This is a genomic window from Actinomadura geliboluensis, from assembly GCF_043197915.1.
In the GTDB taxonomy this organism is placed as follows: Bacteria; Actinomycetota; Actinomycetes; order Streptosporangiales; family Streptosporangiaceae; genus Spirillospora; species Spirillospora geliboluensis.
Window position 1 is genome coordinate 174736 of sequence record NZ_JBICUA010000001.1, and the last position, 12968, is coordinate 187703.

12 protein-coding genes are annotated in these 12968 nt (G+C 71.6%); 8 read left to right on the forward strand and 4 right to left on the reverse strand.

The window, feature by feature from the left end; all coding sequences use genetic code 11:
• Nucleotides 1-46: 46 nt before the first annotated feature.
• The 4 genes from ACGFI1_RS00870 to ACGFI1_RS00885 all read right to left on the reverse strand — a co-directional run bounded on the left by ACGFI1_RS00870 (nucleotide 47) and on the right by ACGFI1_RS00885 (nucleotide 5357).
• Nucleotides 47-958 (reverse strand): site-specific tyrosine recombinase XerD, encoded by a 912-nt coding sequence (locus tag ACGFI1_RS00870; RefSeq protein ID WP_392781723.1) that lies wholly within the window; start codon nucleotides 956-958, stop codon nucleotides 47-49.
• Between the two features lie 222 nt (nucleotides 959-1180).
• On the reverse strand, nucleotides 1181-1822 hold the full coding sequence (locus ACGFI1_RS00875; RefSeq protein WP_386868584.1) for an NUDIX domain-containing protein: 642 nt from the start codon (nucleotides 1820-1822) through the stop codon (nucleotides 1181-1183).
• Entirely contained in the window at nucleotides 1819-3489 is a 1671-nt protein-coding gene (locus ACGFI1_RS00880) for a CTP synthase (protein WP_138641437.1), read from the reverse strand. The genes ACGFI1_RS00875 and ACGFI1_RS00880 overlap by 4 nt, the downstream gene beginning before the upstream one ends.
• Nucleotides 3490-3659: 170 nt before the next feature.
• Nucleotides 3660-5357 carry a hypothetical protein gene (locus tag ACGFI1_RS00885; RefSeq protein ID WP_386868588.1) on the reverse strand — a complete coding sequence of 566 codons (1698 nt, stop codon included), beginning with the start codon at nucleotides 5355-5357 and terminating at the stop codon, nucleotides 3660-3662.
• Nucleotides 5358-5726: 369 nt separating this feature from the next.
• On the opposite strand from ACGFI1_RS00885, the gene pip reads away from it, so the two are divergent.
• The 8 genes from pip to ehuD all read left to right on the forward strand — a co-directional run bounded on the left by pip (nucleotide 5727) and on the right by ehuD (nucleotide 12967).
• Nucleotides 5727-6710 carry a prolyl aminopeptidase gene (gene pip, locus ACGFI1_RS00890; protein WP_392781726.1) on the forward strand — a complete coding sequence of 328 codons (984 nt, stop codon included), beginning with the start codon at nucleotides 5727-5729 and terminating at the stop codon, nucleotides 6708-6710.
• A gap of 639 nt (nucleotides 6711-7349) precedes the next feature.
• Nucleotides 7350-7898: a diaminobutyrate acetyltransferase gene (gene ectA, locus ACGFI1_RS00895; RefSeq protein ID WP_138639676.1), complete on the forward strand. Its 549-nt coding sequence runs from the start codon at nucleotides 7350-7352 to the stop codon at nucleotides 7896-7898.
• 51 nt (nucleotides 7899-7949) lie between these two features.
• Complete coding sequence (ectB, locus tag ACGFI1_RS00900) at nucleotides 7950-9212, forward strand: diaminobutyrate--2-oxoglutarate transaminase (RefSeq protein WP_386868592.1); 1263 nt, start codon at nucleotides 7950-7952, stop codon at nucleotides 9210-9212.
• A 77-nt stretch (nucleotides 9213-9289) separates the two neighbouring features.
• Entirely contained in the window at nucleotides 9290-9685 is a 396-nt protein-coding gene (locus ACGFI1_RS00905) for an ectoine synthase (RefSeq protein WP_176196534.1), read from the forward strand.
• Nucleotides 9682-10590, forward strand: coding sequence for an ectoine hydroxylase (thpD, locus tag ACGFI1_RS00910; protein WP_138639678.1), 909 nt, complete (start codon nucleotides 9682-9684; stop codon nucleotides 10588-10590). The genes ACGFI1_RS00905 and thpD overlap by 4 nt, the downstream gene beginning before the upstream one ends.
• A gap of 107 nt (nucleotides 10591-10697) precedes the next feature.
• Nucleotides 10698-11591 (forward strand): ectoine/hydroxyectoine ABC transporter substrate-binding protein EhuB, encoded by an 894-nt coding sequence (gene ehuB / locus ACGFI1_RS00915; protein WP_301175753.1) that lies wholly within the window; start codon nucleotides 10698-10700, stop codon nucleotides 11589-11591.
• A 6-nt stretch (nucleotides 11592-11597) separates the two neighbouring features.
• Entirely contained in the window at nucleotides 11598-12314 is a 717-nt protein-coding gene (gene ehuC, locus ACGFI1_RS00920; protein WP_301175752.1) for an ectoine/hydroxyectoine ABC transporter permease subunit EhuC, read from the forward strand.
• Entirely contained in the window at nucleotides 12314-12967 is a 654-nt protein-coding gene (gene ehuD / locus ACGFI1_RS00925) for an ectoine/hydroxyectoine ABC transporter permease subunit EhuD (RefSeq protein WP_171069284.1), read from the forward strand. Before ehuC ends, ehuD begins: the two co-directional genes overlap by 1 nt.
• The last annotated feature ends 1 nt before the right edge of the window (nucleotide 12968 follow it).

Genomic DNA, 12968 nt, shown 5'->3' on the forward strand with positions numbered 1-12968 from the left:
TGCCGCGACCGGTCCGTCCCGTTCCTCCCCGAATGCGCACCCCCGGTCAGCTCCTCGCGCGGGGGTGCGAGGTCGCGTAGACCTCCCGCAGCAACTGCGCCGTCACCAGCGTGTAGACCTGCGTCGTCGTCACCGACGCGTGCCCGAGCAGCTCCTGCACGACGCGGACGTCGGCTCCCCCGTCCAGCAGATGCGTCGCGAACGAGTGGCGCAGCGTGTGCGGCGACACCTCCGACAGCTGCGCCCGGTCGGCGGCGGCGCGCAGCACCATCCAGGCGCCCTGGCGCGACAGCCGCCCGCCCCGCGCGTTGAGGAACAGCGCCGGGCCGCCGCGCCCCGCCCCGGCCAGCTCGGGCCGCGCCCGCACCAGGTAGGCGTCCACGGCCTCGCGTGCGTAGTCGCCGATCGGCACGACCCTGGCCTTGCCGCCCTTGCCGGCGACGCGGGCGATCCCGTCCCGCAGGTCGAGGTCGTCGACGTCCAGGCCGACGGCCTCGGAGATCCGCGCGCCCGACCCGTAGAGCAGCTCCAGCAGCGCCCGGTCGCGCAGGCCGCGCGCCGCGCCGCGGTCGCCGGACGGGCCGGCCGCCGCCGCGAGCAGCCGCTCCACCTCCGGCAGCGAGATCGCCTTCGGCAGCCGGCGCGGCGGCGTCGGCGGCTTGACGTCGTGCGCGGGGTCGCGGGCGGCGAGGCCCTCCCGCAGCGCGAACCGGTGCAGGCCCCGCACCGCGACGAGCGCCCGCGCCGCCGACCCCGCCGACAGCGGCGGATGGTCCGCGTCGCCCTCCCGCAGCCCGAGCAGGAACGCGCGGACGTCCTCCTCCGTGATGTCGCCGATGCCGGCGCGGCCGCGCGCGTCCTGCGCCCGCGCGTAGCGGCGCAGGTCGCGGCGGTAGGAGCTGAGCGTGTTCGCGGCGAGGCCCCGCTCGACGGCCAGGTGCCCCAGGTAGGACCGCACGGCCGAGTCGAGCGCGGAGGCCGTGCCCGCGCCGTGCGCGGCGCTCCGGGGGGACGGGCTCGGGGACAGTGCGGCACCTCGTTCCGGCCGGGGACTGCGGGGTCCCGCCCATCATGCCCCGTCCGGCGGCCCGAGGGGGACCTCCGCGGGCCCGGCCCCCGGGCGCGCCGCGGGCCCGGCCCCCGGGCGCGCCGCGGGCTCTGCCCCGGGCGCGCCGCGGGCTCAGGCCTCGGGCGCGTCCGCGGGCCGCAGGTCCCGGAAGCCGGTGTCGCGCGCAGCGCGCAGCGCCAGCACCCCCATGCAGGCGACCATGTTGTGCAGGTCGCCGGCCAGGACCTTGCGGACGGCCTCGTCCAGCGGCACCCACACGACCGGCATGTCGGCCTCCTCGTGCACCCGCTCGAAGTCGATCTCCTCGGCGGGCACCTCGGTCAGGCCGCGGGCCAGGAAGATCCGGACCCGCTCGTCGGCCATGCCGGGCGAGGTGAACACGTCGACCAGGGTGTCCCAGCGCTCGGCGCGGTACCCGGCCTCCTCCAGCAGCTCCCGCTCGGCGAGCGCGCGCAGCGGCTCGCCGTCGACGTCCCGCAGCCCGGCGGGCCCCTCCCACAGCAGCATCCCCACCGGGTGCCGGTACTGCCGCAGCAGCAGCACCCGGTCGCGGTCGTCGAGCGCGATGACGCCGACGGCGCCGATGTGCTCGATCACGTCGCGGCGGACGATCTCGGTGCCGTCGCCGCGCGGCATCTCCACCCGGTCCTGCCGGACGCCGAACACCGGCCCGCGGAACGCCGCCGACGACCCGGCGACGGTCCAGCGCTCGGGCCGGTCGCGGACGTCGCCGACCCCGAGGCCGCCGCTCACGCGTCGCCCGCGCGCTGCTCGGAGTAGTCCAGGGCGGCGGCGACCAGCCCGGTGAACAGCGGGTGCGGGCGCGTCGGGCGGGACCGGAACTCCGGGTGCGCCTGCGTGCCGACGAAGAACGGGTGCCGCTCGCGCGGCAGCTCCACGTACTCCACCAGGCGGCCGTCCGGGGACAGGCCGGAGAACCGCAGCCCCGCCTCCTCCAGCCGGTCGCGGTAGGAGTTGTTGACCTCGTAGCGGTGCCGGTGCCGCTCGGACACCTTCGCCTCGCCGTACAGCTCCCGCACGACCGAGCCGTCGGCGAGGTCGGCCGGGTACAGGCCGAGCCGCATCGTCCCGCCCATGTCGCGCTCCCCGGCGACGACGTCGAGCTGGTCGGACATCGTCGCGACGACCGGGTGCGCGGTGGTGGCGTCGAACTCGGCGCTGCCCGCCTCGGCGAGCCCGCCGAGGTTGCGCGCCGCCTCGATCACCATGCACTGCAGGCCGAGGCAGATGCCGAGCAGCGGGATCCGGTTCTCCCGGGCGTGCCGCACCGCGCCGAGCTTGCCCTCGATGCCGCGCACCCCGAACCCGCCGGGGATGAGCACGCCGTCGACGCCGTCCAGCTCCCGCTTGGCGCCCTCGGGGGTCTCGCAGTCGTCGCTCTTCACCCAGCGGATGCGGACCCTGGCGTCGTTGCCGAACCCGCCGTGCCGCAGCGCCTCGGTCACCGACAGGTAGGCGTCGGGGAGGTCGATGTACTTGCCGACCAGCGCGATCGTGACCTCGCGGGCGGGCTTGTGGACGCGGCGCAGCAGCTCGTCCCAGGCGCCCCAGTCGACATCGCGGAACGGCAGGTCGAGCCGCCGCACCACGTAGGCGTCCAGGCCCTCGGAGTGCAGCACCTTCGGGATGTCGTAGATGGACGCCGCGTCCACGGCCGACACCACGGCCTCGCGGTCCACGTCGCACATCAGGCTGATCTTGTGCTTGAGCCCGTCGGTGATCGGCCGGTCCGACCGGCACACGATCGCGTCGGGCTGGATGCCGATGGAGCGCAGCGCGGCGACCGAGTGCTGCGTCGGCTTGGTCTTCAGCTCCCCGGACGGGCCGATGTAGGGCAGCAGCGACACGTGCAGGAAGAAGCAGTTCTCGCGGCCGATCTCGTGCCGGATCTGGCGGACCGACTCCAGGAACGGCAGCGACTCGATGTCGCCGACCGTCCCGCCGACCTCGGTGATGACGATGTCGACCTCGGTGTCGTCCGCCATCCCGCGGATCCGGTCCTTGATCTCGTTGGTGATGTGCGGGATCACCTGCACGGTGTCGCCGAGGTACTCCCCGCGCCGCTCCTTGGCGATCACGTTGGAGTAGACCTGCCCGGTGGTGACGTTCGCGGACCCGTGCAGCTCGGTGTCGAGGAACCGCTCGTAGTGCCCGATGTCGAGGTCGGTCTCGGCCCCGTCGTCGGTGACGAACACCTCGCCGTGCTGGAACGGGTTCATGGTGCCGGGGTCGACGTTGAGGTACGGGTCGAGCTTCTGCATGGTGACCCGGAGGCCGCGAAGCGTGAGAAGCCGCCCCAGGCTGGACGCCGTCAGTCCCTTGCCGAGGCTGGAGGCGACACCGCCGGTGACGAAGAGATGCTTGGTAGGACGTGATCTACCAGTGGCTGCCGAAGGCAAGAAGGCGCTCCCGTGGTCGTGATGAGGCGGACGAGCTCATCGTCCACGGGCCACCAGGATAACAAGTGTCCAGGCCTGGGCGGGCGCGACCCTGGAGAACTCCCCGCCCCGCAGGGCACGAAGCGCCCCGACCCGGGCCGGGTCGGGGCGCCGTCGCGTGCTGGAGGGCCCTACAGGCGCGGGGTGGCGGCGCTGGGCATGATCGTGCGGAGCTGGCGGGTCAGCTCGTCGATCAGGGAGCGGGCCTGGTCGGCGGCCTGGCGGGCGGCGTCGCGCTCCTGGGACAGCTCGGCGATCTGGGCGCGCTGCTCGGTGACGGCCTGGGCGAGCTGGTCGACCCACTGGTCGCGTTCGGCGAGCTTCTCGGCGATGGCGTCGCGCTCGGCGGCCATCTGCCGCATCCCGGTCACGGCCTTGTCGCGCTCGCGGCCGGCCTGGTCGGCGCGGCCGCGGGCGAGGGTCAGCTCGGACTCGGCGCGCGCCTGGGCCTGGACGGCGGCCTCGCGGGTGCGCTCGGCGGCCTCCCTGGCCTTGGCTCCGGCGTCGCGCTCGCGCTCGGCCTTCTTGGCGGCCTCCAGGGACTGCGCGGCCGTGTCGAGGGCCTGCTGGCGCTCGGCCTCGGCGGCCTCGGCGCGGCCGGCGGCCTCCTGGACGCGGCGTTCGGCGTCCTGCGCGCGGCGCTCGGCCTCCTGGGCGCGGCGCTCGTTCTCCTGGGCGCGGCGCTCGGCGACCTCGGCGCGGCGCCGCGACTCGTCGGCCTCCTTGCCGGCGGCGACGACCGCGTGCTGGAGGTTCTGCGCGGTCATCTCGGCGTCGGTGACCTTGGCGCGCAGCTGCGCCAGCTCCGCGTGCGCGTTCTCCAGCGCGCGGGACAGCTCGGCGGCCTGCTCGGCGACGCGGTCGCGCTCGGCCTCGGCGGAGCGGCGCCCGCCGACGGCGTCCTCGACGGCGCGCAGCGCGTCGTCGCGGGCCTCGCTCATGGCGTCGCGCTGCTGAATCGCCTGGCGGACCGTGGCCTCGGCCTCGGCGACGCGGCGCTCGGCCTGCTCGATCTGGGCCTGGACCTGCTCCATCTGCGCGCGCGCCTGGTCGGCCTGGGCGCGGGCCTGGTCGGCCTGGACCCGGCCCTGCTGGGCCTGGTTCCACGCCGCGGCGGCGTCGCGCTGCGCGTTCTCCTTCTCGGTCTGGAGCGCGGCGATCTGCGTGACGGCCTCGTTCTGGACCTCGGCGGCGCGGCGTTCGGCCTCGGCGACCTGGCGCTCGGCCTCGACGGCGCGGCGCTCGGCCTGCTCGGCCTGGCCGCGGGCGCGCTGCACCTCGCCCCAGGCGGCGGCCGCGTCGCGCTGCGCCGACTCCTTCTCCTGCTGGACGGCGGCGACCTGCGCGGCGGACTCGTTCTGGGCCTCGGTGACGCGGCGCTCGGCCTCGACGGCGCGGCGGTCCGCCTGCTCGGCCTGGCCGCGGGCGCGCTGCACCTCGCCCCAGGCGGCGGCCGCGTCGCGCTGCGCCGACTCCTTCTCCTGCTGGACGGCTGCGATCTGCGCGGCCGTCTCGGTCTGCGCCTCGCTGACCTTGCGCTCCCCGGCGGCGAGCGCGTCGCCGATGAGGTCGGCCATCTGGCGCAGCCGCTCGACGATGTCCCAGGGCTGGGCCTCGGGCTGCTCGGCGTCGGGGCGCACCATCTCGCCGGTCTGGCCGTGGCGGCCGCCGCCCTGCCCGGGCTTGGCCATCTGGATCGGCTGCTGCGCGGCCGGCAGGGCCGGCGGCGCGGCCTCGTGCGGGCGGCCCGGGTCGCGTCCCATGGCGGGCCAGGGCGCCGCCGCGTCCGGGACGCCGCGGTTGCCGCCCGATCCGTTCAGCTCGCTCACCGTTCTCCTCGCCTCACGGCCGGGAGCCCGGCGACCGGCATGGCGCCGCCCGGCCTGCTCGCCGCTTTCCTCGGACGGCTCGTCACTTCGCTCACGTGTCTCCTCGCCCGGCGGCGCGGGGCCGCGTTCGCGGGGGTCGTTGTGCACATCTCGTTCGCTCCGCTGCCGGCCCTGTGGCTCCTCGCTTCGCTCACTGAAGGCACTCTAGTCCCGACCAGCGGAGCGTTTGCCCAGTTTGGGGTTTACTTTCTCGACTCCCCTGCGGCGTTCCCGCACGAAGACGCCCAGATGGCGGCCGGTACGAGCCGTCCCACGGTGCCGCGGGTCACATCGGGCGGACGGGCGGGGCGGGTGGGACAATCGCGCCTCATGGAGCTTCGCACCCTGTATCCGCCGATCGAGCCGTACGACTCCGGGCTGCTCGACGTCGGCGACGGCGACGAGATCTACTGGGAGGTCTGCGGGAACCCGGACGGCAAGCCCGCGGTCATGGTCCACGGCGGCCCGGGGGCCGGGTGCAGCCCGGCGCACCGCCGGCAGTTCGACCCGGAGGCGTACCGGATCGTCCTGTTCGACCAGCGCAACTGCGGGCGCAGCGTGCCGCACGCGAAGGACCCGGAGGTGTCGCTGGAGGCGAACACCACCTGGAACCTCGTCGCGGACATGGAGCGGCTGCGCGAGCACCTCGGCATCGACCGCTGGCTGGTGTTCGGCGGGAGCTGGGGCAGCGCGCTGTCGCTGGCCTACGCCCAGACCCATCCGGACCGGGTGAGCGAGCTGGTGCTGCGCGGCATCTTCACCCTGCGCCCGTTCGAGTTGTACTGGTTCTACCAAGAAGGCGCGTCCCTGCTGTTCCCCGACCTGTGGGAGAAGTACGTCGAGCCGATCCCCGAGGACGAGCGGGAGGACCTCATCTCGGCGTTCAACGAGCGGCTCAACTCCCCCGACCGGGAGGTGCGGGTCGCGGCGGCGAAGGCGTGGGCGACCTGGGAGGGCTCGACGATCACGCTGCGCCCCGACGCGGAGCTGGCGGCGGGGTTCGGCGAGCCGGACTACGCGGTGGCGTTCGCCCGCATCGAGAACCACTACTTCGTCAACGAGGGGTTCTTCGAGGACGAGCAGCTGATCCGGGACGTGGACAAGATCCGCCACATCCCGGCGGTGATCGTGCAGGGCCGCTACGACGTGTGCACGCCGGCGGCGACGGCGTGGGACCTGCACCGCGCGTGGCCGGAGGCCGACTTCCACCTCGTGGACGACGCGGGCCACGCGTTCAGCGAGCCGGGAATCCTGCACCGGCTGATCGAGGCGACCGACCGCTTCGCCGCGCGGCACGGTAAAGACACGGTTTAGAACGAAATGAGCCGGTCAAGATAGCGGCTTGCCCGGCAAAAAGAACGGCACGACGGTCCCGCGAGAAGCGGCCACTCCCTAACGTGGCAGTCAACCGGGCCGATATGCGGCCGGGGTCGGCCCCCCACGGCGGGCCCCGGCCGGCGCCTCCTCAGTCCGAAACCCGCGATCTCTTACTCATCGGCAACCCACTCCTTACCGCGTGGTCAGTGATCCTGCCCCTTGAAGGCAACCAGGTGCGGCCTCCCAGGGCCCGCCCCAACGCCGTGGTCCCCATCCGCCCCAGAACGCCCGCGACCGGACGACCTCTGGCGATGCGACGTGACGCCCGCCGCACCCCGCGCGTTGACACCGAATCTAAGTGACTTACCTCACACAACCGATACACAAAACCCCTCCCGGGGCGACGCCGGAACATTAAGCTGACGTTCAGGAAGCGTCCTGGGTGCTTCCGCGATCAGTTCGGCAGTACCTCCTGCGTATCAGCGGGAAAGGCCGACCACCGCCCGCGCGGCGCCCATTCGAATTGCACCGAATTCGGCAAAGCCCTTAACCCTACCCAGCGCGATGCGCGGCTAAACATCCCGCCGATAACATTCCTCTGCGATCACGGCGCGAGATTCGCTAAGTTGCCTGGACATGGCAGCGCAACCCCTGGAATCACCGACCCGACGCCCGGACGCGAACGAGACGAACGCGGAAGTGCAACTCCAGGAGCCGAGCCTCTCCGATGGCCCGCGGCTGTGGCGGATCGCCCGGGACTCACAGGTCCTGGACGTCAACTCGCCGTACAGTTACACGCTTTGGTGCCGCGATTTCGCGGACACTTCCGTGGTGGCGCGCGACGGCGCCGGCCCGTGCGGTTTCATCACCGGCTACGTCCGCCCGTCCCGGCCGGACACGTTCTTCGTGTGGCAGGTCGCCGTCGACCGCGAGCACCGCGGCCAGGGCCTGGCCCGCCGCATGCTGGACCGCCTCGCCGACCGGCTCGCGCCACGCGGGCACCGGTACATGGAGGCCACGGTGACCCCGGACAACACCGCTTCCACCGCGATGTTCGAATCGTTCGCCCGGGACCGCGGGTGCGAGGTCGCCCGCAGCCCGCTGTTCGGCGCGGAGCACTTCCCCGATGGGGGACACGAGCCCGAGGTGCTCTTCAGGATCGGCCCGATCGCCGCCGCGAACTGACCCACTCCACCCCCCATCCGCTCCCCCACTCCGACTGCCTGGGAGGCAGACATGGACGCTTTCGCCCGCCTGGAATCGGAAGTCCGCGGCTACTGCCGAGGGTGGCCCACGGTGTTCACCACCGCGCAGGGCAGCCACATGACCGACGAGAACGGTAAAACGTACCTCGATTTCTTCGCCGGTGCCGGCACCCTCAACTACGGGCACAACAACCCGCAGCTGAAACGCCGGCTGCTGGACTATCTCGCCAGTGACTCCATCGTGCACAGCCTCGACATGTACACCGCCGCGAAACGGGAGTTCCTGGAACGATTCAGCGAGTACGTCCTGCAGCCGCGGGGGCTGGACTACAAGGTCCAGTTCCCGGGCCCGGCGGGCAACAACTCGGTCGAGGCCGCGCTGAAACTCGCGCGGAAGTACACCGGCCGCGAGACCGTCGTCAGCTTCACCAACGCCTTCCACGGGATGACGCTCGGCGCGCTCGCCGTCACCGGCAACTCGATGAAGCGCACCGGCGCCGGCGTGCCGCTCGGCCACGGCGTGGCCATGCCGTACGACAACTACCTGGACGGCCGCACCCCGGACTTCCTGCTGTTCGACACGATGCTCGACGACAGCGGCAGCGGCCTGGACAAGCCCGCCGCCGTCATCGTCGAGACCGTGCAGGGCGAGGGCGGCATCAACGTCGCCACCGCCGAGTGGCTGCGCGGCCTGCAGGACCTGTGCCGCCGGCACGACATCCTGCTCATCGTCGACGACGTCCAGATGGGCTGCGGCCGCACCGGCCCGTTCTTCAGCTTCGAAGAGGCCGGGATCACCCCGGACATCGTCTGCCTGTCCAAGTCGCTCAGCGGCTACGGGCTGCCGTTCGCGGTCACGCTCATGAAGCGGGAGCTGGACGTGTGGGACCCGGGCGAGCACAACGGCACCTTCCGCGGCTTCAACCCCGCGTTCGTCACCGCCGTCGCCGCGCTGGAGGACTACTGGACCGGCGACGACATGGAGAAGCAGACCCTCGCCAAGGGCCAGCAGGTCGAGCGCGCGCTGCAGGACATCGCGCTCTCGCACGCCGGCGCGGTCGACTCCGTCCGCGGCCGGGGCCTCGCGTGGGGCCTGGTGATGAAGGACCCCGAGACGGCCCCGAAGGTGTGCGGCGAGGCGTTCGCCCGCGGCCTGCTGATGGAGACCTCCGGCCCCGAGGGCGAGGTCGTCAAGCTGCTGCCGCCGCTCACCACGACCGAGGCCGAGCTGGCGCACGGCCTGGAGATCATCGCGGACTCGGTCGAGGCCGTCCGCACGAAGGTCGCGGTCTGACCGCGCCGTAGCGCCCGGCACCGCACCGCACCCGGAACCACCGCCGCGCCCCCGGCACCACTGGAAAGAGGAGTTTCATGATCGTTCGTTCCCTTGACGAGATCGTCGGCACCGAGCGCGACGTGCAGGCGCCGACCTGGTGCAGCCGCCGGTTCGTGCTCGCCAAGGAGGGCGTCGGATTCTCGCTGCACGAGACGATCCTGTACGCGGGGACCGAGACGAAGATGTGGTACGCCAACCACATCGAGGCCGTCTACTGCATCGAGGGCCAGGGCGAGCTCACCAACGACGAGACCGGTGAGAAGCACGACATCAGGCCCGGCGTGATGTACCTGCTCAACGGCCACGAGCACCACACGCTGCGCGCGCACACGGACGTCAAGACGGTGTGCGTCTTCAACCCGCCCTGCACCGGCCGGGAGGTCCATGACGAGAACGGTGTCTACCCCCTGCTGACTGAGGAGGACGCATGAGCATCATCGAGTCCCATCCGACCATCGACGACGCCTACCCCACCCGGAAGGCCGCCGAGGCGGCGCTGCTGTACCGGCAGGACCCGGTCGTGCACGGCGGCCCCGAGGACGGGCCCATCGACGGCGCCACCCTCGACGCGTTCGAGGCCAACGGCTTCCTGTCGGTCGACCAGCTGCTCGCGCCGGAGGAGGTCGAGGACTACCGCGCCGAGCTGCGCCGGCTGTCCTCGGACCCGGAGGTCCTGGCCGACGAGCGCACGGTCACCGAGCGCGGCTCCGACGAGGTCCGCTCCATCTTCGAGGTCCACCGGATCAGCGAGGTGTTCGCCGGCCTCGTCCGCGACCCCCGCGTGGTCGGCCGGGCCCGGCAGATCCTCGGCTCGGACGTCTACGTGCACCAGAGCCGGGTCAACTACAAGCCGGGCTTCACCGGCAAGGACTTCTACTGGCACTCCGACTTCGAGACCTGGCACGCCGAGGACGGCATGCCGCGCATGCGCGCGGTGAGCATATCCATAGCGCTCACCGAGAATTTCGTGCACAATGGCGGGCTAATGATTATGCCTGGCTCGCACAAGACCTTCGTGGCCTGTGTCGGGGAGACCCCGGACGACCACTACAAGGAGTCGCTGCGCGGCCAGGAGATCGGGACGCCCGACCCGAACAGCCTGTCGATTCTCGCGGACAAGCACGGAATCGAGCTGTTCACCGGCCCGGCGGGCTCCGCGACCATGTTCGACTGCAACTGCATGCACGGCTCGAACGGCAACATCACCCCCTTCCCGCGCTCCAACGTGTTCATCGTGTTCAACAGCGTTGAGAACACGTGCGTCGAGCCCTTCTCGGCTCCCGCTCCCCGGCCGACGTTCATCGGCGCACGCGATTTCAGCCCGGTGCTCGACTGACCGGCTGACAACAATTCGATAACCCCGACCGTTCGCCCCGCGCACGCGGGGGGCCGTTTACCACCGGCCCCCCGCGTGCGCGTGGCACACCCGACAGGAGTTCAACGATGACTTCTTCGAGACGAGACTTCCTCCGCACCGCCGTGCTGCTGTCCGCCGCGGCGCCGCTTGCCGCGGCGGGCTGCTCCACGACGGATCCGGAGAAGGAGAAGGCGGGCGGCGGCACGCTGCAGAAGGCCAAGGACTCCGGAACCATCACGGTGGGCTTCGCCAACGAGGCGCCGTACGGCTTCACCGACAAATCCGGGAAGCTGACCGGTGAGGCGCCCGAACTGGCCCGCGTCATCTTCAAGAACCTCGGCATCGACGAGATCAAGGGCGTGCAGGTCGACTTCGGCGGGCTGATCGCCGGGCTCAACGCCAAGCGGTTCGACGCGATCGCCGCCGGCATGTTCATCAACCCGGAGCGGTGCGCGTCCGCGGCGTTCGCGAACCCCGAGTACGTCGCCAAGAGCGCCTTCATGGTCAAGGAGGGCAACCCGAAGGGGCTGAAGAACGAGAAGGACCCGGCGGCCAAGGGCGTCAAGGTCGGCGTCCTCACCGGCGCGGTCGAGGCCGGCTACGCCGAGAAGAGCGGCGTGAAGAAGGGCGACATCAAGACCTACGCCGACCAGGCGAGCGCCTACGAGGGCCTCAAGGCCGGCCGCGTCGACTGCATCTGGCTGACCCGCATCTCGCTGGCCGACCTGCTGTCCAAGCACCAGGGCGAGGGCTTCGAGGTGACCGAGGCGTTCATCCCGGTCATCGACGGCAAGGAGCAGTTCGGCGCGGGCGCGTTCGCGTTCCGCAAGGCCGACTCGGACCTGCTGACCGCCTGGAACGGCGAACTCGACAAGCTCAAGCAGCAGAACGGGCTGCTTCCGGTCCTGCAGCCCTTCGGTTTCACCCAGGCCGACATGCCCGGCCCGGACGACACCGCCGCCAAGTTCTGCAAGGGCTGATCGCGCGTGTCCGACGTCCTCGACAGCTACCCCCAGTGGCTGGACGGCGCGTGGGTCACGGTCCGGCTCACCCTGCTCGGCGGCGCGCTGGCGCTGGTGCTCGCCCTGCTGTTCGGCATGGCGGGCACCTCGCGCCACGCGTGGGTGCGCGTGCTGAACCGGTTCTACGTGGAGTTCTTCCGCGGCAACGCCACGCTGGTGCTGCTGTTCTGGTTCTTCTACGCGCTCCCGCTCATCGGCCTGCGGTTCACCACGATGTTCGCGGCCGTGCTGGCCCTCGGCCTGAACGTCGGCGCCTACGGCGCGGAGGTGGTGCGCGGCTCGATCAACGCCGTCCCGAAGGCGCAGTACGAGGCCACGATCGCGCTGAACTTCACCCCGTTCCAGCGGATGCGGCGCGTGCTGCTGCCGCAGGCGTTCGCGCTGATGCTGCCGCCGTTCGGCAACCTGCTCATCGAGCTGATGAAGGGAACGGCGATCGTGTCCCTGGTCGGTCTCGTCGACCTGACCCGCGTGTCGAAGAACATCCAGGGCAGCACCGGCGAGACCGTCGCGGCGTTCACGATGGTGCTGGTCCTGTACTTCGTCATCGCGCAGGTGCTGCAGCTGTTCGTCCGGTACGCCGAGCGCCGCGTGGACCGCATGCTCGGCCGCCGGCTGCCCGCTGAGCCGTCCCTCGGGACGGTCGCGGCGGGCGCCCCCGGAGCGGGGGTGGCCGGCTGATGAGCTGGGACTGGCAGTACTCCGGGGACATCCTCCCCGACCTGCTGAGCGGGCTGCGCTACACGGTCGTCGCGACGCTCGGCGGCTATGTGATCGCGATCGTCCTCGGGCTGGTGTGGACGCTGCTGCGCCGCACCCCGAGCAGGGTCTTCAACCAGACGATCCGGTGGATCACCGAGTTCATCAGGTCGACCCCGCTGATCCCGCAGCTGTACTTCGTGTTCTTCGTGCTGCCCGCGTGGGGCATCACGATCGGGTCGCTGACCGCGGGCATCATCACGCTCGGGGTCCACTACTCGACCTACACCGCCGAGGTGTACCGGGCCGGGATCGCGGACGTGCCGAAGGGGCAGTGGGAGGCGTGCACCGCGCTGAACCTGCCGAAGTCGCGGGTGTGGCTGGACGTGATCCTGCCGCAGGCGATCCGCCGCGTGATCCCGACGCTCGGCAACTACCTGATCGCGATGTTCAAGGACTCGCCGATGCTGCTGGCCATCAACGTCGCGGAGCTGCTGTTCTCGGCGTACAAGGTCGGTTCGCAGAGCCTGCAGTTCCTGGAACCGATCACGATGGTCGGCCTGTTGTTCGTCCTCGTCAGCGTCATATCCTCGATACTCGTCCGCCGCTTGGAGAGGCGTTATGCCACCACCTAAC